This is a genomic window from Streptomyces sp. NBC_00273, from assembly GCF_036178145.1.
In the GTDB taxonomy this organism is placed as follows: Bacteria; Actinomycetota; Actinomycetes; order Streptomycetales; family Streptomycetaceae; genus Streptomyces.
Genome location: NZ_CP108067.1, coordinates 4,821,220 through 4,841,819, shown reverse-complemented (window position 1 = coordinate 4,841,819; position 20,600 = coordinate 4,821,220). Strand labels below are relative to the sequence as shown.

The window sequence follows — 20,600 nt, the reverse complement described above, 5'->3', positions numbered from 1 at the left end:
AGAGCACAGGCCAAGGGGTCCGCCGGAGTGACGGAGCCCCCAAATTCTGCCGTGGGCGAACATGTCCCAGTGAAGACGTCCGGGAGGGCTGCGGCCACCCCTCAGGGCAAAGTTTCGGCCAAGAAACCGAAGTCGGCCAAGCAAGAATCGCACCTGGCCATGGTGCGCAGGGCGCGGCGCATCAACCGCGAGCTGGCCGAGATCTATCCGTACGCCCATCCGGAGCTCGACTTCCGCAATCCCTTCGAGCTGCTCGTCGCGACGGTGCTGTCCGCCCAGACCACCGACCTGCGGGTGAACCAGACGACCCCGGCCCTCTTCGCGGCCTACCCGACCCCCGAGGACATGGCCGCGGCCGCTCCCGAGGATCTGGAGGAGCTGATCCGGCCGACCGGGTTCTTCCGGGCCAAGTCGAGGTCGCTGCTCGGTCTGTCGCAGGCCCTGCGGGACGACTTCGGCGGGGAGGTGCCCGGCCGGATCGAGGACCTGGTGAAGCTGCCCGGAGTGGGCCGAAAGACCGCCAACGTGGTCCTCGGCAATGCGTTCGGTGTGCCGGGGATCACGGTGGACACCCATTTCGGTCGACTGGTGCGCCGCTGGAAGCTGACCGAGCAGGAGGACCCGGAGAAGGTCGAGGCGGAGATCTGCGCGATCTTCCCGAAGAGCGAGTGGACGATGCTCTCGCACCGGGTCGTCTTCCACGGCCGCCGGATCTGCCACTCGCGCAAGCCCGCCTGCGGGGCCTGCCCGATCGCCCCGCTCTGCCCGGCGTACGGGGAGGGCGAGACGGACCCGGAGAAGGCGAAGAAGCTCCTCAAGTACGAGAAGGGCGGTCAGCCGGGCCAGCGGCTGACCCCGCCCCCGGACTACCCGGGCCTGCCGGCCCCGCCGCTGGGCGGGGCCGTGGCGGCGCCGTAACGGGTGCTCTGCGGGCAGCGGGCAGCGGGCAGCGGGGAGAAGGCGGACGGGGGACGGACAGGGACGGACGGGGGCGAACGGGGACGCGGCGCAGGGGTGCGGGGGCGTGAAAGCCTGCGGACTTGGGGACTTAGGAACGAATCGGTACCCGGACTGCGTTTGCGGTGTGGGAGATGGTGCTGGACAGGACAACGCGGACAGGGGTGCCTATGACGCGCGGTACACCGGACGAGACCGGAACCAAGGTGGGAGCCCGCCCTGGCGACGGCCCGGCCGTCACCACCGACGGCCTGCCCGAGTGGCTCGACCCCGTCGTCGAGGCGGCCCGGTCCGTCCAGCCGGGGCAGTTGAGCCGCTTCCTGCCGCCCGAGGACGGCCGCGGGCGGCAGTCCGCCGTGCTCGTCCTCTTCGGGGAAGGTGCCCGCGGCCCCGAGCTGCTCCTCATGGAGCGTGCCGGCACCCTGCGCTCGCACGCGGGCCAGCCGTCCTTCCCCGGCGGCGCGCTGGACCCCGAGGACGGCGATCCGCACACCACCGGCCCGCTGCTCGCCGCGCTGCGCGAGGCCGAAGAAGAAACCGGACTGGATCCTTCCGGCGTGCAGATCTTCGGCGTGCTGCCCCGCCTCTACATTCCGGTCAGCAAGTTCGTCGTGACCCCGGTCCTCGGTTGGTGGCGCGATCCCAGCCCGGTCGGAGCCGTGGACCTCGCCGAGACGGCGCGGGTCTTCACGGTTCCCGTGGCCGATCTCACGAACCCCGAACACCGGGTCACGACCGTTCATCCGAGCGGCCACCTGGGACCGGGATTCACCGTCGAATCGGCTCTGGTCTGGGGTTTCACCGCCGGAGTGATCGACCGCATCCTTCACTTCGCGGGCTGGGAGCGTCCGTGGGACCGCTCACGACAGGTCCCGCTCGACTGGCGCGCATGAGACGGTGGCCCACGTGAACGTGCTGGACATCCTGTTGCTGCTCGCCGCCGTATGGTTCGCGATCATCGGCTACCGCCAGGGGTTCGTCGTCGGCATCATGTCGGTGATCGGCTTCCTCGGCGGTGGCCTCGTCGCCGTGTCCCTGCTCCCGCTGGTCTGGGACCGGGTGACGGACAACGGCACCAAGGTATCCACCACGGTCGTCGTGATCTCCGTGGTCGTGATCATCATCTGCGCCTCGATCGGCCAGGCCCTGACCACCCATCTCGGGAGCAGACTCCGCCGCAAGATCACCTGGTCGCCGGCGCGCGCGCTCGACGCGACCGGCGGTGCCCTGGTCAACGTGGTGGCGATGCTGCTCGTGGCGTGGTTGATCGGGCTGCTGGTGGCCCAGACGGCGCTGCCCAGCGTGGGCAAGGAGGTCCGTAACTCCAAGGTCCTGCTCGGCGTGTCACGGGTGCTGCCCGACCAGGCGAACACCTGGTTCTCGGACTTCAGCTCCACCCTCGCGCGCAACGGCTTCCCCCAGGTGTTCAGCCCGTTCTCCAACGAGCCCATCACCGAGGTGCAGGCGCCCGACCCGACGCTCGTCAGCAGCCCCGTCGCCGAGGTGGCGAAGCGCTCGATCGTGAAGGTCGTCGGTACCGCCCCCAGCTGTAGCAAGGTGCTGGAGGGCACGGGCTTCGTCTTCGCACCCGGCAAGGTGATGACCAACGCGCACGTCGTCGGCGGGGTCAGCGAGCCGACCGTCCAGATCGGCGGCGAGGGCAGGCTGTACGACGCCAAGGTCGTGCTCTACGACTGGGCGCGCGACATTGCCGTCCTCGACGTGCCGAAGCTGAAGGCCCCGGTCCTGGAGTTCTCCGAGAAGGACGCGGCGAGCGGCAACGACGCGATCGTCGCAGGCTTCCCGGAGAACGGCGGGTACGACGTCCGATCGGCCCGAGTCCGGGGGCGGATCAACGCCAACGGCCCGGACATCTACCACCGGGGTACGGTCCGACGGGACGTCTACTCGCTGTTCGCGACGGTCCGCCAGGGCAACTCCGGCGGACCGCTGCTGACGCCCGAAGGCAGGGTGTACGGAGTCGTCTTCGCGAAGTCCCTCGACGACCCCAACACCGGTTACGTGCTGACGGCGGACGAGATCCGCGACGACATCCGGGTCGGCAAGGACGCCGTGCGCCGCGTCGACAGCCAGGGCTGCGCGCTCTGAGGCGCCGCTCCCGCCGGGTCCCTACGTCCGTGGATGGCGCAGGCGCGCGGAGACCCAGCGGGCCCGTCGGCGCAGGATGAGCGGAATCCCGAGGCGGGGGTCGTGGCCGTGTCGGCCGGCCCTCTCGTGGGTGCCCGGCGTAGCTGCCGAGCGGCGTTCGTGCGCGGTGTCACCGTAGTCGTGCGTCCAGCTCATACTCCGAGCTCTGCCCGTGGCCCAAGGTCCGTAACCCCGTCAGGGGCGGCCAATTGGCCTATGCGCCAGGCAATTGAATGCTCGTAAGACAAGCGCACGATCGAACTCCCGTCCCGTCAGGGGACGGTCGCCGGGGCCGCGGCCCGTTCCGCAGCCCGTACGGCGGCGGAAGGGCCTGGCGTCCCGTCAGCGGTCCGGCTCGGGGTCCTTGAGCCAGTTCACCAGCTCGGACGAGAAGGCGACCGGGTCCTCCTCGTGCGGGAAGTGTCCGAGCCCGTCGAACAGCCGCCAGCGGTACGGGGCTTCGACGTACTCACCGGAACCGGCCGCGCTGCGCGTACGCATCACCGGGTCGAGCGAGCCGTGCAGGTGCAGCGTCGGCACCCGCACCGGACGCTTCATCCGCCGGTTGAACTGGATTCCGTCGGGCCGCGCCATCGACCGCATCATCCAGCGGTACGGCTCGATCGAGCAGTGCGCGGTGGACGGGATGCACATGGCCCGCCGGTACACGGCCAGATCCTCGTCCTCGGGCGGCCGCGGCCCCGACCAGTCCCGGATCAGCTCCCCCACGAGTGCCCCGCCGTCGGCGACGAGCTGCCGCTCGGGAACGAACGGCCGCTGGAAGCCCCAGATGTGTGAACTCGCCCGGGTCTGACCGAAGTCCGACAGCATCGCGGAGCGCCAGCGGCGCGGATGCGGCATGGAGGAGACCACGAGTCGGCGCACCAGCTTGGGCCGCATCACGGCTGCCGTCCAGGCGAGGTACCCGCCCAGGTCGTGCCCGACGAGCGCGGCGTCCGGCTCGCCGAGGGACCGTACGACTCCGGTGATGTCGAGCGCCAGGTTGGCGGGGTCGTATCCGCGCGGGGTGCGGTCGCTGCCGCCGACCCCGCGCAGGTCCATCGCGACCGCCCGGTACCCGGCGTCGGCGAGCGCGGCCATCTGGTGCCGCCAGGTCCACCAGAACTGCGGGAAGCCGTGGAGCAGCAGCACCAGCGGCCCGTCACCGAGCTCGGCGACGTGGAAGCGGGCGCCGTTCGCGGCGACGTCCCGGTGCGTCACCGCCCGCCCGCCGGGGAGGTCGAGCCGTACCGCCGTGGCAGCTGTGGGAGGAACGCTGGAGTCCGGCGTGGGCGCTGTCATGAGGACGAGCGTGCCACACCCACAGCCTTGTCACTTACCGGCCGCGGGTGCGGCTTGACGGTCCCGACCAGCGCGGCGGTCTGCTTGACGGCCTCGATGGTCTTCACCGGCGGCTTCACCTTCTTGAACTTGCCGTAGGCGAGCAGCCCGACCACGCCCGCGAGCAGCCAGAACACCCCGGCGACGATGAGGAAGCACCACGGGAGCCCGAGCCCGGAGGTGTGAATCCAGTAAGCCAGGGCGAAGCTCAGCATCGGTACGGAGGCGAGCACGAGCACCCCGGCGACGATCGCGGCACCGCTGCCGATGCCCGCGCGCCTGACGTCCTGCTTGATCTCCACCTTGGCGAGGGCGATCTCGTCGTGCACCAGGGCGGACATCTCGGCGGTGGCCGAGGCGACCAGCTGGCCGAGCGTGCGCTCGACTCCTTGCGCCCCTTGGTCCACTGCGCTCATCGCTCTCTCCCTCTGTCGTCAGCTGCCGGCGGCTGTCCTGCGCCGCCGGTCCCAGTCAGATCATGCCGGACCGTCGCCCTCGATGCTGGACGCGGCCGCCGCTTCGGCCTTGCGGCGGTGCTCCGCGGCCTTCTCGTCGTAGATCTCCGCCATCCGCAGGTGGTACGCGGGATTGTGCTCCTCGTAGATGTCCGGGATGCCGTCGAGGTCCTCGTCGCGCTCCTCGGCCTCGGTGAGCGCCCTGTACTTGCGGTCGCGGAGCTTGAGCAGGACACAGGCGACGATCGCAGCGATGAGGGAACCGATCAGGACCGCGGCCTTGATCTCGTACATGAGGGTCCGGTCGTCGGTGAAGGCGAGTTCGCCGATCAGCAGCGAGACCGTGAATCCGATGCCGGCGAGCGAGGCGACGGCGAACACATCCGGCCAGGCGAGGTCCTCGTTCAGCTCCGCCTTGGTGAAGCGCGCGGCCAGCCAGGTGCCGCCGAAGATGCCGACGGCCTTGCCGACGACCAGGCCGAGGACGACGCCGAGGGTCTCCGGCCGGGTGAAGACCTGGGCGATGGCTTCGTCGGAGAGCGAGACTCCGGCCGAGAAGAGCGCGAAGAGCGGTACGGCGAGCCCGGCCGAGATGGGCCGTACGAGGTGCTCGATGTGCTCGCCGGGGGACTGCTCCTCGCCCTCCTTGCGGTGGCAGCGCAGCATCAGGCCCATGGCGACACCGGCGATGGTGGCGTGGACCCCGCTGTTGTACATCAGGCCCCAGATGACCAGGGCGAGCGGGACGTAGACGTACCAGCCGCGGACATCTCGGCGCAGCAGGAACCAGAACAGGGCGAGGCCCACGACGGCGCCACCGAGGGCCAGGAAGTTGATGTCGCTGGTGAAGAACACCGCGATGATGACGATCGCGAAGAGGTCGTCGACGACGGCGAGGGTCAGCAGGAAGGCGCGCAGGGCGGAAGGCAGCGAGGTGCCGATGACCGCGAGGACGGCGAGCGCGAAGGCGATGTCGGTGGCGGTCGGGACCGCCCAGCCGGCCAGCGAGCCGTCGCCGAGCAGGTTGACGAGGGCGTAGACCAGCGCCGGGGCGGCCATGCCGCAGATGGCGGCGATGACCGGGAGGGCGGCGGCCTTGCGGTCGCGCAGATCGCCCGCGACCAGCTCGCGCTTGAGCTCGATACCGGCGACGAAGAAGAAGACGGCGAGCAGGCCGTCGGCCGCCCAGTGCTGTATGGACAGGTCCAGGCCGATGGCGGCGGGGCCGATGTGGAAGTCGCTGACGGTCTGGTAGCTGGCCGCAAGGGCAGGGGTGTTCGCCCAGACCAGGGCGCAGATCGTGGCCACGAGCAGCAGCACGCCGCCGACGGTCTCGGCGCGCAGGGCATCGGCCACGAAGCGGTGCTCGGGTAGCGAGAGCCGGCCGAGGAACTTGCGGCGCTGGGGTTCGGTCGGGTTGGGCGTGGCCACGGAAGGGAACCTCCGGTTGGTCGACGGCATGACGAATGCAGTTGCCGACCAGACTTCCCGGCTCACCCTGTGGACTTTCTTGATGCTTTCAATATCTTACAGGGTGTAACCGAGGGCGTATCCGGCGATCATCACTTTATGCGCGAAAAGGGCGTCCGGCGCGTTGCGCACCGGACGCCCTCCCGAGCCCGATCGGCCCGTCGGCCCGTGTCAGTCCTCGCTGGAGGCGGCGGGCAGCTTGGACTGGATCAGGTCCATGACCGAGGAGTCGGCGAGCGTGGTGACGTCACCGACCGCGCGGTTCTCCGCCACGTCGCGCAGCAGACGGCGCATGATCTTGCCCGAGCGGGTCTTCGGCAGTTCCTGGACCGGCAGGATCCGCTTGGGCTTGGCGATCGGGCCCAGGGTGCTGCCCACGTGGTTGCGCAGGTCCGCGACCAGGTTCTCGGTCTCGGAGGCGCTGCCGCGCAGGATGACGAAGGCGACGATGGCCTGACCGGTGGTCTCGTCGTTGGCGCCGACCACGGCCGCCTCGGCGACCGAGGGGTGCGAGACGAGGGCCGACTCGACCTCGGTGGTCGAGATGTTGTGGCCGGACACCAGCATCACGTCGTCCACCCGGCCGAGCAGCCAGATGTCGCCGTCGTCGTCCTTCTTGGCGCCGTCACCCGCGAAGTACTTGCCCTCGAAGCGCGACCAGTAGGTGTCGATGAACCGCTGGTCGTCGCCCCAGATGGTGCGCAGCATCGACGGCCACGGCTCGGTGAGGACCAGGTAGCCGCCCCCGCCGTTCGGGACCTCGTGCGCCTCGTCGTCCACGACGGTGGCGGAGATTCCGGGCAGGGCGCGCTGTGCGGAGCCCGGCTTGGTGGCGGTGACGCCCGGCAGCGGGGAGATCATCATCGCGCCGGTCTCGGTCTGCCACCAGGTGTCCACGATCGGGCAGCGGTCGCCGCCGATGTGCTTGCGGTACCAGATCCAGGCCTCAGGGTTGATCGGCTCGCCGACCGAGCCCAGTACGCGCAGGCTCGACAGGTCGAACTTCGCGGGGATGTCGTCGCCCCACTTCATGAACGTGCGGATGGCCGTGGGCGCCGTGTAGAGGATGGTCACCCCGTACTTCTGGACGACCTCCCAGAACCGGCCCTGGTGCGGGGTGTCGGGGGTGCCCTCGTACATCACCTGGGTGGCGCCGTTCGCGAGCGGCCCGTAGACGATGTAGGAGTGCCCGGTCACCCAGCCGATGTCGGCGGTGCACCAGTAGACGTCGGACTCCGGCTTCAGGTCGAAGACCGCGTGGTGGGTGTACGCCGCCTGCGTGAGGTAGCCGCCGGAGGTGTGCAGGATGCCCTTGGGCTTACCCGTGGTCCCCGAGGTGTAGAGGATGAAGAGCGGGTGCTCGGCGTCGAACGGCTGCGGGGTGTGGTCGGCGGACTGCCGGCCGACCACGTCGTGCCACCAGAGGTCGCGGCCCTCGGAGAAGGCGGTGTCCTGGCCGGTGCGGCGCACGACGAGCACGTGCTCGACCTGCGGACACTTGGCGACGGCCTCGTCGATGGCGGGCTTCAGGGCGGTGGGCTTGCCGCGGCGGTAGCCGCCGTCGGCGGTGATGACCAGCTTGGCGTCGGCGTCCTGGATGCGGGAGGCGACGGCGTCGGCGGAGAAACCGCCGAAGACCACGGAGTGCGCGGCGCCGACACGGGCGCACGCGAGCATCGCGACGACCGCCTCGGGAATCATCGGCAGGTAGACGGCGACGCGGTCGCCGGCCTCGACACCCAGCTCGGTCAGGGCGTTGGCGGCCTTGGAGACCTCGTCCTTGAGCTCGGCGTAGGTGATCGAGCGGCTGTCGCCGGGCTCGCCCTCGAAGTGGATGGCGACGCGGTCGCCGTTGCCGGCTTCGACGTGGCGGTCCACGCAGTTGTACGCGACGTTGAGCTTGCCGTCCGCGAACCACTTCGCGAAGGGCGGGTTCGTCCAGTCGAGCGTCTCGGTCGGCTCGGTGGCCCAGGTCAGCCGCCGGGCCTGCTCGGCCCAGAAGCCCAGCCGGTCCGCGTCGGCCTGTGCATACGCAGCCTCGGTCACATTGGCGGCGGCGGCCAGATCGGCGGGCGGTGCGAACCGCCGCTCCTCCTTGAGCAGATTGGCCAGGCTCTCATTGCTCACGACATCTCCCTTTCCCAGGGTGTCCGTTGTGTCCCCGGGCATAGCTCATCAGTCAGCGGCCCAGGTGACAAGGGGTAGCCGAGAATTGGTTTAGACCTATATCACGTTCTGGTCCGCGCGAGAACGGAGTGCGAATGGCCCCTCCCCGCGGCAGGGGGCGGGAAGGGGCCAAACGATTGCACGAATACGGGAGGGTATCGGTTCAGGCGTGCTGACCCACGCTGTCGAAGACCCGGCAGTCGAAGAAGTCCTCGCCCTCGGACAGCAGATACGCCTGTGCCTCGCCCACGTGGAAGTACATCCCGTGCAGTTCGAGGGTGCCCTCGGCGAGTCGTCTGGCCACGGATTCATGGGCCCGCAGATGGTCCAGCTGCTGGACCACATTGGTCAGGCACAGCTGCTCCACCGCGTCTGCCGGGAGCCGGCCCGAGATCCGGGCCCATGCGTGGTGGCGGCTGGCCATCCGCTCCAGGCTGGGCAGCCCGTGCTTCAGCCAGCGGCGCAGCGGGGTCATCGGGGCGCCGGGCGTGGAGGAGAGCAGGGCTTGCATGGCGCCGCAGCCCGAGTGCCCGCACACCGTGATGCTGTCCACCTGGAGTACGTCCACGGCGTACTCGATGGCCGCGGCGACGGAGTCGTCGGTGGATTCCGCGCCGGGCAGCGGGACCAGATTGCCGACGTTGCGGACCGTGAACAGGTCGCCCGGTCCGCTGGCCGTGATCATGCTGGTCACCAGGCGGGAGTCCGCGCAGGTGAGGAAGAGCTGGGAGGGCCGCTGCCCCTCGCGGGCCAGCCGGGCCAGCTCGTCCCGCACGTGGGGTGCGGTGTCGCGCTGGAAGGCGCTGATTCCATTGGCCAGTTGGCCCGCGCCGCGCCGCCGGGGAGCGGGTGAGCCGGCCTGCTCGGCGGCTGCCTCCGGCTTCGCCTCGGTGGCCGCCTCGGCTGCTTTGGCCGCGGCCGCGGCAGTGATCGTACGGGTGCCGACGGGGCGGTGGTCGCAGTGGTTCTGCCACGGGGTCCAGGGGCGGCAGCACTGGTGCACGCCGCGCTGCGGCGCGCGGCGGGAGCGGTCCGCGTGGTGGCTCCCGTCAGCGGGCCCGTCGTCGGGCGCGGCTGCGGACGCGGCTCCGGGCGAGGACTCGGGCAGTCGCGCCGACGATCCGGCGCGGCCGGTGACCTCCAGGGAGCCCCCGTGCGCCAGGTGGGAATCCTGCCAGTCGTGCAGCGTCTCGTAGGCCGCGTGGTCCATGAACGAGCCGTCCAGCTCGACCACTGCGTGCCCGTCGTGCGGAATCTGGTTCAGCACCCGGCTCAGCCGGGGCACCGCGAGGAAGGTCAACTGCCCGCGTGCCCGCACCCGGTGGGCCCCGCTGTCCAGCCGCTCCACGGTGATTCGGGTCCGGGTGAGCCGGTACAGGGCCAGCGCGACGGCCACGGCGATACCGATGGCCACGCCTTCCAGGACCCCGCCGAGCACCACGGCGACGATCGTCGTTCCGTAGACCAGGATCTCCCGGTGGCGCGTGACGCTGCGCAGGTGCGTGATGTTGACCATCTGCACGCCGACCGCCATGACGAGGGCGGCCAGCGCGGCGAGCGGGATCAGGTCGAGGACCGGGACCAGCAGCCCGGCCGCCAGTACCACCCAGAGGCCGTGCAGCATGGTCGACCTCCGACTGACCGCGCCGGACTTGACGTTGGCCACGCTCCGGACGGCCACGCCCGAGACGGGCAGTCCGCCGAGCGCGCCGGAGACGATGTTTGCCGCACCCTGACCCCACAGCTCGCGGTTGAGGTCGGCGCGCGGCGGGCGGTTGCCCGTTCGCCGCTCGGAGGCGATCAGTTTGTCGGTCGCGACCGCGGAGAGCAGGGACTGCACACTGCCGACCAGGGCGATGGTCAGGACGGCGGCGAGGATGCCGAGGACGGGCCCGTCGGGTAGCTCGGGCAGGGCGTGGCTGCGCCAGGACGGCAGGTCCACCCTGGGCAGGGCGAGCCCGGACAGCGCGGCGGCGGCCGTGGCCCCGGCCACGGCCGCCAGCGCGGCGGGGGCCTTGCGCAGGATCCGTCCGGCCCGTCCGGGTAGCCACGACCAGGCCAGCAGGACGACCAGGGTCAGGGCGCTGACGCCGAGTGCCGCGGGATGCAGATCGGCCAACTGGGCCGGCAGTCCGAGGACGTTGGCCACGGCGGAGCTCTGAGGGTTGCCGCCGAGCACGATGTGCAGCTGAGCCAGTGCGATGGTCACGCCGATCCCGGCGAGCAGGCCGTGCACGATGGCCGGGCTGACCATGAGCGCCGACCGGGCGGTGCGCAGCGCGGCGAGGCCGAGTTGGCAGAGGCCGGCGAGCACGGTGATGGCGCAGGTGGTGCGCCATCCGTAGCGCTGGATCAACTCGGCGGTGACCACGGTGAGTCCGGCGGCGGGCCCGCTGACCTGGAGCGGGGCGCCACCGAGCCGCCCGGCGACGATCCCGCCGACGGCCGCGGCGACCAGCCCCGCCTGGAGCGGCGCGCCGGTGGCCAGGGCGATCCCGAGCGAGAGTGGCAGGGCGATCAAGAAGACTGCGATGGAGGCGGAGAGATCCGCGGGAAGGTCCTTGCGGATCTGTGGGGTGGTGCTCGTGGGGGAGGTGGCTGTCATGGGTTCCCGTCTCCTCTGGGGAGGGATGAAGGGGCGGGAGTCTCAACGCTCGGTAAATGAATGGTAATGGAGAGTAAAGGTGAGTGGTGAATAATACGGGCAAATGACGTACGAATTAGCACTCAAGGGTGATTAAGCATTTTGTACGGCTTGTCATACCTTCTCCCGAGCGGACCGCATGGGACGTTGCGGCGCGGAAGTCCTGCGATGGAACTGCGAGGGAGAGGTGGGGCGGATGATCGCCGCCACGAAGAAGATCGCCGGCGGCCTTGTCGCCACGGCGCTGGTCCTGGGAGCCGCCGGGTGCAGTACCTCGGAACCCGCCAAGTCCCCGGCTCCCGGGGCCCCGAACGCGCTGAAGGGGGCCGCCGCTCCGGAGGCTCCGGGCAGCGTCAACCGGCCCATCGGTGACGGTTCGACCGCGTACACCGGTATGCAGCCGAACGTGCAGAAGCCGCAGAAGCTCAAGCCCGGAGAAAAGCCGCCGCAGTTCGTGGTGTTCTCGTGGGACGGGGCCGGCGAGGACAGCCAGAAGCTCTTCTCGCACTTCCGCGAGGTCGGCAAGAAGTACAACGCCCGCATGACGTACTTCCTCAGCGGCGTCTACATGCTCCCGGAAGAGAAACGTTCCCTCTATACGGCGCCCCAGCACTCGCCCGGCCGCTCCGACATCGGCTTCGGCGACCTCCAGGGCATCAAGGACACCGCCACCCAGGTCCGCGCGGCCTGGCTGGAGGGCAATGAGATCGGCACCCACTTCAACGGGCACTTCTGCGGGCCCGACGGCGGCGTCGGCACCTGGTCCGTGGAGGAGTGGAAGAGCGAGATCAACCAGGCGAAGTCCTTCGTCAAGAACTGGAAGACCAACTCCGGCCTGAAGGACCAGGAGGCGCTCCCCTTCAACTACGACAAGGAGCTCATCGGCGCCCGCACGCCCTGCCTCGAAGGCCAGAAGAACTTCATGCTGGCGGCGAAGGACATGGGCTTCCGCTACGACTCCAGCGGCATCAGCAAGCAGATCTGGCCCAAGAAGACGGACGGGCTCTGGGACATCCCGCTCCAGCTGGTGCCCATGCCGGGGCGTGCCTTCGACACCCTGAGCATGGACTACAACTACATGGTCAACCAGTCCGGGACGACCTCCCAGGGTGACCCCTCCCAGCACGCGTACTGGGGTGACCAGATGCGCGACGGCCTTCGGGAGGCCTTCGACCGCGTCTACCAGGGCAACCGCGCGCCGCTGATCATCGGCAATCACTTCGAGTCCTGGAACGGCGGCACCTACATGCGCGCCGTCGAGGAGTCCATCAAGACCATGTGCACCCAGAAGGAGGTCCGCTGCGTCCCGTTCCGGGAGCTGGCGGACTGGCTGGACGCGCAGGACCCGAAGGCCCTGGAGTGGATGCGCACGCTCGACGTCGGCGAGGTGCCGAAGGAGGGCTGGGGGAAGTTCCTGACCGCGGGGCCGCCGGCGGCGCCGGCCGCCCCCGCGGGCGTCAAGCCGGCTGAGGAGCCGGCCGGGGGGAGTGCGGACGAGGGCTGACGAGCGCCTCGGTACCCTCGCGCAGGACGAATCCGGGGTCGACCTGGTCCGCCAGGTCGACCCCGGTCTTGGCGTTGCCCCAGCTCTCCGCGTTCTTGAGGTGGAAGCTCACCATCTGCTCCGTGTACCGGGCCCAGTCGCGGTGCGCGTACGAGTCGTCGGCGGCGTCCTGGAGCTCCTGGAGGGCGAGCCGGTTGGACGCTTCCAGCAGCTCGAAGGGGGCCGGCCGGCCCTTTTCCATGGCCCGTACCCAGTCGGAGTGCCCGACGGTGACCAGCAGGTCCTCGCCCACCTCGTCCTGGAGGAACTCGATGTCCTCGGGTCCCTGCACCTTGTTGCCGATCACCTTGAGCGTGACCCCAAAGTCCCGCGCGTACTCCTTGTACTGGCGGTAGACGGAGACGCCCTTGCGGGTCGGTTCGGCGACCAGGAAGGTCACGTCGAAGCGGGTGAACATGCCCGAGGCGAAGGAGTCCGAGCCGGCCGTCATGTCGACGACCACGTACTCGTCGGGGCCGTCGACCAGGTGGTTGAGGCAGAGCTCGACCGCTCCGACCTTGGAGTGGTAGCAGGCCACGCCCAGGTCGGCCTCGGTGAACGGTCCGGTGGCCATGAGGCGTACGGGCTCCCCGTCGAGCAGGAGCGTGCGCGCGCAGGCCTCGTACACCGGGTTGTCCTCGGTGACGCGCAGCAGGCGCGAGCCGCGGCCGGGCGGGGTGGTCTTGATCATCGCGTCGGCGGACGGGATGCGCGGATTGGAACCCCGCAGGTACTCCTTGATCAGGGGCAGGTGCGCGCCGAGGGCCGGCAGTTCCCCTGCCTCCTCTTCGGTGAGTCCGAGCGCGGCGCCCAGGTGCTGGTTGATGTCGGCGTCCACCGCGACGACGGGGGCTTCATTGGCGGCGAGGTGGCGGATGAAGAGGGAGGACAGGGTCGTCTTGCCGCTGCCGCCCTTCCCTACGAAAGCGATCTTCATGTTCACCAAGCGTAGCGGTTCGATAGCGCTGTGTTGTCAAGGTGAGTGAAGAAGACCACTCCAAGGAGGGGTCGGTGCTATGGGTGCGCAGTGCGTAGGCTCCCTACTTATGAGTAGCGCTTCTGACCCGCTGGCCCCCCTGGCCGGGCTGCCCGGTGTGGCCGAGTCCGTGGATTCCGTACGCAAGGCCGTGGACCGCGTCTACGGGCACCGCGTGATGCGGCGCCGCAGCGGCGAGATCACCTCGGAGGCCGCCCTGCGCGGGGCCCGCGGGAGCGCGGCGCTGTCCGGCGCGGACTGGGCGCTGGAGGAGGTGCGCCGCCGGACCGACTTCGGGTCGGAGCCGGAGGCGCTGACGGTGGGTGCGGCGCTGCGGCTCACGGCGGAGGCCGGACAGCTGCTGAGCATCTGGCGGCAGTCGCCGCTACGGGTCCTGGCGCGGCTGCACCTGGTGGCGTGCGGGTCGACGGCGGACGGCGATGTGGTGGGCCGGCCCCGGCTGGCGGGCGAGCCGGTGACCGAACCCCTGGTCGGACTCCCGCTCCCGAGCGCCGAGGAGGTGGCGGGCCGCCTCGACGGGCTCTCCCGCCTGATCATCGCGGGCGGTTCCGCCCCGGCCCTGATCACGGCCGCGGTGGTGCACGGCGAACTGCTGGCGCTGCGTCCGTTCGCCTCGTACAACGGGCTGGTCGCGCGGGCGGCAGAGCGGATCGTCCTGATCAACAGCGGTCTGGACCCCAAGGCCATCTGCCCGGCGGAGGTCGGCCATGCGGAGCAGGGGACCGACGCCTACCTGGCCGCCTTCGAGGGCTACGTGTCCGGGACCGCGGAGGGCATGTCCGCCTGGATCGCGCACTGCGGCCGGGCGGTCGAGCTGGGTGTCCGCGAGTCGACGGCGGTCTGCGAAGCCCTGCAGCGCGGCGCGGCCTGAACCGCCCGTTCTATCCGTTCGGTCCGCTCCACCCGTTCGGCCCGTGTCCGGAGCATTCGGGCCCCGGACATGGGTTGCGGCGACACCGTCTTGCTTTGGTGTCGCCGCTGGCATTTACGCCCAGTTACCAAGCGTCCTCGAAAGTTGCCCATCAGGTCGGGGTCTTTGCCCGTTACCTGGTGCGGCTGGCCCGTAATCGACGGGTCGACGTCGCGTGGGTGCTCGGCGCTCATGCTTCGGTCCGTGGGCCTTACTGCGTTTTAAAGATGATCCTCTCGGATGTTCTTTGGTCTCGCGGGCCGTTGCTTTATTTGTACTCCGCTTCGGAGCCATGCGAAACCCCTAGCTCCACTTTTTACTTTCCGGGACGACCGAGGGCGAACCGGACAGCCTTTATCCGCGCAGGTCAGGACATTCAGGCAGAGCCGGCTGCGGCCAGCGCATGGGCGCGGCGCCGGCTCGCGTACCAGACCAGCCCGGCCGTGGCGGCTGCCGCGCCCACGGCCGCCGCGGCGACCAGGGCGGGCCGGGCCGGCATGGACAGCCCGGGAAGGCGCTGCTTCAGCCGCACGGGCCGGTTGAAGACCAGGACCGGCCACTCGCGCGCCACGGCTTCCCGCCGCAGCGCCCGGTCGGGGTTGACGGCGTGCGGGTGTCCGACCGCTTCGAGCATCGGGATGTCGGTGGCCGAGTCGCTGTAGGCGTAGCAGCGGGTGAGGTCGTACCCCTCGGACTCCGCGAGTTCGCGTACCGCCTCCGCCTTGGTGGGCCCGTAGGCGTAGTACTCGATCTCGCCGGTGAAGCAACCGTCCTCACCCACGACCATGCGGGTGGCGACGACCCGGTCCGCGCCGAGCATTTCCCCGATGGGCTCGACGACTTCCGCGCCGGAGGTGGACACGATCACCACGTCGCGGCCCGCGGTGTGGTGGGCCTCGATCAGGGACGCGGCCTCGTCGTAGATGATCGGGTCGATGAGGTCGTGCAGGGTCTCGGCGACGATCTCCCGCACCTGCTGCACGTTCCACCCCTTGCAGAGGGCGGACAAGTACTCCCGCATCCGTTCCATCTGATCGTGGTCGGCGCCGCCGGCCAGGAAGATGAACTGGGTGTACGCGGTGCGCAACACGGCTCGCCGGTTGATCAGACCGCCTTGGTAGAAGGACTTGCTGAACGTCAAGGTGCTCGACTTCGCAATGACCGTCTTGTCCAGGTCGAAGAAGGCTGCGGTGCGAGGCGAGGAGCGCGGCAAGGGCTGATTTTCCACGCCCCGAGCATATGCGCCCACCATTCGGCGTAAGGTGTGGCGCGTGGGTTTGCCTGAGAAGGCTCTCGGGTACACCATGGAAGTCACGGATCGTTCGCGACCGTGCTAACCCGGTCTGGCTCCTCCCCCCCCGAGTCGGACCGTGGGGACGACCCCCGCTCTCCCCCCCGGCGGGGGTCGTCGCATGTCCGGACGCGGTTCGCGGCCCTGCCTTCGGCCCCAAGTGACCATCCTCCGGCCCCTCCTCTTGTGCGGGGCCGACGTGGCGAAGGCCCTCACCCCATCAGACTCGTGACGCTGCGTAGTGGTTCCGCCGCGCTCCGGAACTCACCTGAGAGGGTGACCGAGTTATTCACAACCGATGGGTTGTCCACAGTTATCCAACAAGATCCACTTCTTTTTCCTGATCGCTGCACGGTGATTCCAGCCGCGAAGTCCGTGGCGGAAGCATTTGCAGTGAGAAGGGGGCGGAGATCGTGGCCCGATCGAAGTCGTGTGAAACGCGGGAGTCCGTGGTCGGCGGAAGGGGGACGGGGGTCGGGGCGGGCCTCGGAACCGGTTCCGTGGCCGGATCCGCACCCGCTGGCGGGCGGCCGCTGATCATCACCGAGGACCCGCTGCTGCTCGACGATCTGCTGAGGCTGTGTGCCGCGGCGGGTGCCGAGCCGCATGTGCGCCACGGGGTTCCCGAGCGGGGCGGGGCCGTCGGGGTGGGCGGTGAGGCGGGGAGCGCGGGATGGGAATCCGCACCGCTCGTGCTGGTGGGCGACGACGCCGCCCGACGGATGCGCGGCGCACCGCGCAGGACCGGCGTGTTCCTCGTCGGCCGGGACCTGGACGACCCCCAGGTGTGGCAACGGGCGGTGGAGATCGGCGCCGAGGAGGTGCTGCGGCTCCCCGACGCCGAGAGCCGGCTCGTCGACCGCATCGCCGATGTCGTGGAGGGCGCCGGGCGCCCCGCCCTCGCCGTGGGGGTGATCGGCGGCAGCGGTGGCGCCGGAGCCTCCACCCTGGCCTGCGCGCTCGCCGTACGGGCCGCCCGTGCCGGGGAGCGGACCATCCTCATCGACGGCGACCCGTTGGGCGGGGGCATGGACGTGCTGCTCGGGGGCGAGAGCGCCGAAGGGCTGCGCTGGCCGGACTTCGCGGCCTCGCGGGGCCGGGTCGGCGCCGGAGCGCTGGAGGAGTCCCTGCCCGAGCTGCACGACCTCCGCGTGCTCAGCTGGGACCGTGGTGACCGGGTGGTGGTGCCGCCCGCTGCGATCCGGTCGGTGGTGGCTGCCGCGCGTCGCCGGGGCGGGGTGGTGGTGGTCGACCTTCCGCGGCGGGTCGACGAACCCGTGGCCGAGGTGCTGGCCCAGCTGGACCTGGTGCTGATGGTGGTGCCGGGCGAGTTGCGGTCGGTGGCCGCCGCGGGCCGGGTGGCGGCCGGGGTCCGGATGGTGGCCCGGGACGTGCGGGTCGTCGTACGGGGACGCTGCGCGGGCGGCCTCGATCCGGAGTCCGTGGCCGGGCTGTTGGGGGCGCCGCTGGCCGGGGAGGTGCCCGTCGAGGTGGGACTTCCCGGGCGGGTGGCCGAGGGCGAACCGCCGGGGACGCAGGGGAAGGGCGCGCTGGCCCGTTTCTGCGACGGCTTCTGGCAGCGGGCCCTCGGCTCCGCCCAGGGGGTGCCGGCATGAGCGCGGTGCTCCTGGACGCGGTGCGCCGACGGCTCGCCGAGAGCGGGGCGGAACCGACCCCGGCGCGGGTGGCGGCCGCCCTACGGGCCCAGGGCAGGCTGCTCGGGGACGCCGAAGTGCTCGGTGTGGCCGCCGAGTTACGGTCCGAGCTGGTCGGCGCAGGCCCGCTGGAGGCGCTGCTCGGCGATCCGGAGGTCACCGATGTGCTGGTGGCAGCCCCCGACCGGGTGTGGGTGGACCGCGGTGGTGGACTGGAGCTGACCGGAGTGACCTTCGCCGACGCCGGGGCCGTGCGCAGGCTCGCCCAGCGGCTGGCCGCCGTCGCGGGGCGGCGCCTGGACGACGCCCGGCCCTGGGTGGACGCCCGAATGCCCGACGGCACCCGGCTGCATGCCGTGTTGCCCCCGGTCTCGGTCGGTTCGGCCTGCCTCTCGCTGCGGGTGGTGCGGCCGCGGGCGTTCACGCTGGAAGAGCTCGTTGCCGCGGGGACATTGCCACCGGGCGGACAGCGTCTGCTCCGGGACATGGTCGAGGCGCGGCTGTCGTTCCTCGTCTCCGGCGGTACCGGAACGGGCAAGACCACCCTGCTCAGTGCCCTGTTGGGGCTGGTCGGTCCCGGCGAGCGGATCGTGTTGGCCGAGGATTCGGCCGAGCTGCGCCCCGATCATCCGCACGTGGTGCGGTTGGAGGCCCGGCCGGCCAACCAGGAGGGGGCGGGTCTGGTGACCCTGGCGGACCTGGTCCGCCAGGCGCTGCGGATGCGGCCCGACCGGCTGGTGGTGGGCGAGGTGCGGGGCGCCGAGGTGGCGGACCTGCTCGCAGCCCTGAACACCGGGCACGAGGGGGGTTGCGGGACGGTCCACGCCAATGCCGCCGCCCATGTCCCCGCCCGGCTGGAGGCGCTCGGGACGGCCGCCGGGCTCGACCGGGCGGCCCTGCACAGCCAGTTGGCCGCGGCGCTGACCCTGGTGCTGCATCTGGTCCGGGACCGGGAGGGACGGCGCCGACTGGCCGAGGTGCACGTGCTGGAGCGGGACGCCGCAGGACTGGTGGTCACCGTACCGGCGCTGCGCTGGGCCGCCCGGGGCTTCGTACGGGAGCGGGGCTGGGAACGGCTCCGCCCGCTGCTGCGAGGCGTCCGGTGAACGCGGGGGCGGGGCTGCCGGTGCCGCTGTTCGCCGGGGTGCTGTGTGCCGGGGCGGCCGCCTGGGGGCTGGCCGGTGGCGACCGGGTGTCCCGGCGGGCCCAGGTGGTGCTCGCCGGGAGCGGTCCGGTGGTTCCGGTCGGTCCGCTGCGTCGGGAGCGGCTGCTGATCGCCGTACGGGTGCGGGCGGCGCGGTGGCGGGAGTGGGTCTGCCTCGCAGCGGGGCTGCTGGTGGCGGTGCTCGGCGGATCGGTGATCCCGCTGCTGGCGGGGGCGACGGCGGTGCCGCTGGTGCGCCGGTGGCTGCGGGTACGGGCGCGGGAGCGGGCTCGGGCGGCGCGGGCCGCCGAGGTGGTCGCCCTGTGCGGGGCGGTGGTGGGTGAGTTGCGGGCGGGAGCTCAGCCCGGGCAGGCGCTGACGGCCGCCATGCGCAGGACGGCCGTCGGCCCCGGCGGGCCGGGTGCGGCGGAGACGGGAGTGCTGGCCGCCGCGGCCTTCGGCGGGGACGTGCCCGGTGCGTTGCGCCAGGCGGCGCGGGAGCCCGGGGCGGAAGGGCTGGCCGGGATGGCGGCCTGCTGGCGGGTGTCGGTGGACGGCGGTGCGGGACTGGCCGCCGGACTGGAACGGCTGGAGGGAGCCCTGCGGGCCGAGCGGGACCGGCAGGAATCGCTGCGGGCCCAACTGGCGGGGGCGCGGTCGACGGTGCTGGTGCTCGCCCTGCTGCCGTTGGTGGGCCTGCTGATCGGCACCGGGTTGGGCGCGGATCCGCTGCGCGTGCTGCTGCACACGCCGATGGGGTGGGGTTGTCTGCTGGCCGGCGGGGTGCTGGAGGCGCTCGGGTTGCTGTGGTGCCGGCGGATCGTCCGGGCGGGGGAGCGGTGATGGGCGGCTTCGTCGTCCACAGGCTGGGGATCGCCGCCTGCACGGCCGTGGTCGCGCTGTGGCTGGTGTCGGCGGTGATAGCGCGGTTCCGTACGCGGGCGGCCGGGCGCAGGGCCGCGGCCCTGTGGGGAGCTGGACCGCGGCTCAGAGGGCCGGTGTTCGGCTCCATGCTGAGGGGTGTGGTGTCCGCGTGGGCCGGGCCGGCCGGGGCGCTGCTGGTGGGCTGGGTGCTCGTGGGCGGGGCGACGGGGGTGGCTGTCGGCGCTCTGGCCGCGTTCGGTGTGCGGCGGTGGCAGGCCAGGGCGCGGCCGCCGGCCGGAGCGGATCCGCGGGAGTCGGAGCGTCAGTTGCCGTTCGCAGCTGACCTGTTGGCCGCGTGCCTGGCGGCCGGGGCGGGCCCGGTGGAAGCCGCAGAGGTGGTGGGGGAGTCGTTGGGCGGCCCGGTGGGCGACCGGCTGGCGAGGGCTGGGGCGGAGCTGCGGCTCGGCGGCGAACCGGGCTCCGGATGGGGGAGGTTGGCGGAGATACCGGGTGCCCGGGCGCTCGCGGAGTGCCTGGAACGGGCCGCGCGGACGGGGGCGCCCGCGGCGGAGCCGGTCTCCCGTCTCGCGTCCGGGCTCCGGGAGGACCGGGCCCGGACGGCGGGAGCGCGGGCGCAGCGGGCGGCGGTCCTCGTCACTGCACCGGTGGGGCTGTGTTTCCTCCCCGCTTTTCTCGCGATCGGGGTCGCTCCGGTGGTGATCGGTATGGCCTCGGGACTTCTCTCGAGCCCCTGAAGTCGCATGGGTCACAAGTAGCAACAGCGGAAATTCACAGGAGGGTGTCATGAGGATCATCTGGTTTCGTGTGCGGACGGCGTTCGGGGCGCACGGGGGCGACAAGGGGATGTCCACGTCGGAATACGCGATGGGCACGATCGCGGCCTGCGCATTCGCGGCCGTCCTCTACAAGGTGGTGACGAGTGAAGTCGTCGCCACGGCCCTTCAGTCGACCATCGGAAAGGCGCTCGATGTGCCGTTCTGAGGGTGCGTCACGG

General features: G+C 71.1%; 17 protein-coding genes. 10 read left to right on the top strand and 7 right to left on the bottom strand.

Features of this window, described 5'->3' with window-relative positions; all coding sequences use genetic code 11:
• Positions 1-69 precede the first annotated feature (69 nt).
• The 3 genes from nth to OG386_RS20975 all read left to right on the top strand — a co-directional run bounded on the left by nth (position 70) and on the right by OG386_RS20975 (position 3,066).
• On the top strand, positions 70-918 hold the full coding sequence (gene nth / locus OG386_RS20985) for an endonuclease III (protein ID WP_266594470.1): 849 nt from the start codon (positions 70-72) through the stop codon (positions 916-918).
• Between the two features lie 209 nt (positions 919-1,127).
• Positions 1,128-1,850 carry an NUDIX hydrolase gene (locus OG386_RS20980; protein ID WP_328789431.1) on the top strand — a complete coding sequence of 241 codons (723 nt, stop codon included), beginning with the start codon at positions 1,128-1,130 and terminating at the stop codon, positions 1,848-1,850.
• Between the two features lie 13 nt (positions 1,851-1,863).
• Entirely contained in the window at positions 1,864-3,066 is a 1,203-nt protein-coding gene (locus tag OG386_RS20975; protein WP_328789430.1) for a MarP family serine protease, read from the top strand.
• 381 nt (positions 3,067-3,447) lie between these two features.
• On the opposite strand, the gene OG386_RS20970 is transcribed toward OG386_RS20975, so the two are convergent.
• The 5 genes from OG386_RS20970 to OG386_RS20950 form a co-directional block, all read right to left on the bottom strand.
• Positions 3,448-4,407, bottom strand: coding sequence for an alpha/beta fold hydrolase (locus OG386_RS20970; RefSeq protein WP_328789429.1), 960 nt, complete (start codon positions 4,405-4,407; stop codon positions 3,448-3,450).
• Positions 4,404-4,862 carry a phage holin family protein gene (locus OG386_RS20965; protein ID WP_328789428.1) on the bottom strand — a complete coding sequence of 153 codons (459 nt, stop codon included), beginning with the start codon at positions 4,860-4,862 and terminating at the stop codon, positions 4,404-4,406. Before OG386_RS20965 ends, OG386_RS20970 begins: the two co-directional genes overlap by 4 nt.
• Positions 4,863-4,922: 60 nt before the next feature.
• On the bottom strand, positions 4,923-6,362 hold the full coding sequence (gene nhaA / locus OG386_RS20960) for a Na+/H+ antiporter NhaA (RefSeq protein WP_405790776.1): 1,440 nt from the start codon (positions 6,360-6,362) through the stop codon (positions 4,923-4,925).
• Between the two features lie 180 nt (positions 6,363-6,542).
• Positions 6,543-8,540, bottom strand: coding sequence for an acetate--CoA ligase (gene acs / locus OG386_RS20955; protein WP_328789426.1), 1,998 nt, complete (start codon positions 8,538-8,540; stop codon positions 6,543-6,545).
• A 160-nt stretch (positions 8,541-8,700) separates the two neighbouring features.
• Positions 8,701-11,142, bottom strand: coding sequence for a SulP family inorganic anion transporter (locus OG386_RS20950; RefSeq protein ID WP_328789425.1), 2,442 nt, complete (start codon positions 11,140-11,142; stop codon positions 8,701-8,703).
• Positions 11,143-11,377: 235 nt separating this feature from the next.
• On the opposite strand from OG386_RS20950, the gene OG386_RS20945 reads away from it, so the two are divergent.
• Positions 11,378-12,685: a hypothetical protein gene (locus tag OG386_RS20945; protein ID WP_328789424.1), complete on the top strand. Its 1,308-nt coding sequence runs from the start codon at positions 11,378-11,380 to the stop codon at positions 12,683-12,685.
• Here the strand turns inward: OG386_RS20945 and OG386_RS20940 are convergent.
• Positions 12,639-13,661 carry an ATP-binding protein gene (locus tag OG386_RS20940; RefSeq protein ID WP_328789423.1) on the bottom strand — a complete coding sequence of 341 codons (1,023 nt, stop codon included), beginning with the start codon at positions 13,659-13,661 and terminating at the stop codon, positions 12,639-12,641. The two genes, OG386_RS20945 and OG386_RS20940, sit on opposite strands and share 47 nt — an antisense overlap.
• 109 nt (positions 13,662-13,770) lie before the next feature.
• On the opposite strand from OG386_RS20940, the gene OG386_RS20935 reads away from it, so the two are divergent.
• Entirely contained in the window at positions 13,771-14,592 is an 822-nt protein-coding gene (locus tag OG386_RS20935; RefSeq protein WP_328789422.1) for an oxidoreductase, read from the top strand.
• Positions 14,593-15,007: 415 nt separating this feature from the next.
• Here OG386_RS20935 and OG386_RS20930 read toward each other — a convergent pair whose 3' ends face one another.
• Positions 15,008-15,883, bottom strand: coding sequence for an HAD family hydrolase (locus OG386_RS20930; RefSeq protein ID WP_328789421.1), 876 nt, complete (start codon positions 15,881-15,883; stop codon positions 15,008-15,010).
• Positions 15,884-16,422: 539 nt separating this feature from the next.
• Here OG386_RS20930 and ssd point away from each other — a divergent pair.
• The 5 genes from ssd to OG386_RS20905 are packed head-to-tail and all read left to right on the top strand — an operon-like array spanning position 16,423 to position 20,587.
• Positions 16,423-17,538: a septum site-determining protein Ssd gene (gene ssd / locus OG386_RS20925; protein ID WP_328789420.1), complete on the top strand. Its 1,116-nt coding sequence runs from the start codon at positions 16,423-16,425 to the stop codon at positions 17,536-17,538.
• On the top strand, positions 17,535-18,683 hold the full coding sequence (locus OG386_RS20920) for a TadA family conjugal transfer-associated ATPase (protein WP_328789419.1): 1,149 nt from the start codon (positions 17,535-17,537) through the stop codon (positions 18,681-18,683). Before ssd ends, OG386_RS20920 begins: the two co-directional genes overlap by 4 nt.
• On the top strand, positions 18,680-19,564 hold the full coding sequence (locus OG386_RS20915; protein ID WP_328789418.1) for a type II secretion system F family protein: 885 nt from the start codon (positions 18,680-18,682) through the stop codon (positions 19,562-19,564). Before OG386_RS20920 ends, OG386_RS20915 begins: the two co-directional genes overlap by 4 nt.
• Positions 19,564-20,340, top strand: coding sequence for a type II secretion system F family protein (locus OG386_RS20910; RefSeq protein WP_328789417.1), 777 nt, complete (start codon positions 19,564-19,566; stop codon positions 20,338-20,340). Before OG386_RS20915 ends, OG386_RS20910 begins: the two co-directional genes overlap by 1 nt.
• 49 nt (positions 20,341-20,389) lie before the next feature.
• Complete coding sequence (locus OG386_RS20905; protein WP_051880731.1) at positions 20,390-20,587, top strand: DUF4244 domain-containing protein; 198 nt, start codon at positions 20,390-20,392, stop codon at positions 20,585-20,587.
• Positions 20,588-20,600 lie beyond the last annotated feature (13 nt).